The 1,413-nt window shown below is 69.2% G+C and carries 1 protein-coding gene and 2 pseudogenes; all 3 read right to left on the reverse strand.

The genetic code is table 11. The features are described 5' to 3' along the window. Positions 1-220, reverse strand: a 220-nt coding sequence (locus LPZ50_RS24810) for a hypothetical protein (RefSeq protein ID WP_230665488.1), incomplete at its 3' end; no start/stop codon positions are given. A 68-nt stretch (positions 221-288) separates the two neighbouring features. Continuing rightward, a pseudogene (locus tag LPZ50_RS24815) lies at positions 289-693 on the reverse strand (tRNA (adenosine(37)-N6)-dimethylallyltransferase); the annotation flags it as partial. Positions 694-735: 42 nt separating this feature from the next. Continuing rightward, positions 736-1,413 (reverse strand): annotated as a pseudogene (gene mutL / locus LPZ50_RS24820) (DNA mismatch repair protein MutL); the annotation flags it as partial.

The raw sequence follows: 1,413 nt of genomic DNA on the forward strand, positions 1-1,413 counted from the left end.
GGCGTGCGCCGATTCGGGACCAGAGCAGCGCGGTCTGCTCCGAGTAGGCGGCGCTGCGCCGCTGGGCCTGGATGGCCAGAAGTTCCAGCCGGCCGCTGATGGCCTGCCGGGTGGCGTCATCGATGAGCCCACGCCCGGCCGGCGGGATTTGCGATGGCGGAGTGTGCGCTGGCGCTGTTGGGGCCGGCAGGGACTCGTGCGTGGTGGTGTGCGTTCTCATGATTCCCTGCTCCCAGGTTGTGGTGTGGTTGCTTGGTGTTCTTCACTGCTCCCGCTCTCCCGCTGGTCCAGTTCACGCCGGGAAGCTTCCAGCTCGGCGCGCAGCGCCGGGTCGGCCTGCGGCAGGTCGTCCAGGCCGTCGCGCAGCGCCTTGTAGTACATCATGGTGCCGCCCGCCAGCAGCGGCAGGCGGCCGCGCGCGCGGATTTCGTCGATCAGGCGCAGGGTGTCGGCACGGAACTCGGCGGCGGAATAGGATTGCGCCGGATCGCGGATATCCAGCAAATGCTGTGGTACGCGCGCCTGCTCGGCGGGCGAGGGCTTGGCGGTGCCGATGTCCATGCCCCGGTAGATCGTGGCCGAATCGACGTTGACCACTTCCAGCGGCCAGCGCTGCGCCAGCGCCAGGGTGGCTGCACTTTTGCCGGCCGCGGTGGGGCCGGCCAGGCAGACGATGGGGGCGGATGGCCTCATGCGGGCAAGGCGGCGCAGCCGCGTGGCAAGGCGTGCATGGGGCTATTGGCCGCGCAGGAACAACTTGTCCAGGTCGGAAACGGACCACTGCACCCAGGTGGGACGGCCATGGTTGCACTGGTCGGCGCGCTCGGTGATTTCCATCTGGCGCAGCAGGGCGTTCATTTCCTCGATGTTCAGGCGCCGGTTGGCGCGCACCGAGCCATGGCAGGCCATGGTGGACAGCAATTCGTTGCGCTGCTCGGTGAGCAGGCGCGACACGCCCACCGATGCCAGGTCGCGCAGCACGGCGCGCGCCATGGTCTCGATGTCGCCTCGCACCAGCAGGGCCGGCACGGACCGCACCGCGATGGAATTCGGGCCGGCGGGGCGCAGTTCGAAGCCCAGCTCGGACAACTGTTCGCCGTGTTCTTCGGCCAGGGCCACGTCTTTTTCCTGGGCGTGGAACACCACTGGCACCAGCAGGTCTTGGCGCGGCAACTCGCGCGCGTCCAGGGCGCGCTTTAGCTGTTCGTACACCACGCGCTCATGGGCGGCGTGCATGTCCACCAGCACCAACCCGCGCCGGTTCTGGGCCAGGATGTAGATGCCGTGCAATTGCGCCAGCGCCATGCCCAGTGGGTGTTCTTCGTCGGCGGGCAGGCTGGCCGGCACCCGCGAATGGTATCGCCAGCGCATCGCCGGGCTGGATCTGTCCACGCCGGCCGGCCGCCGGGCGCG

Origin of the sequence: Bordetella petrii (assembly GCF_020991325.1) — a bacterium.
In the GTDB taxonomy this organism is placed as follows: Bacteria; Pseudomonadota; Gammaproteobacteria; order Burkholderiales; family Burkholderiaceae_B; genus Bordetella_A; species Bordetella_A petrii_E.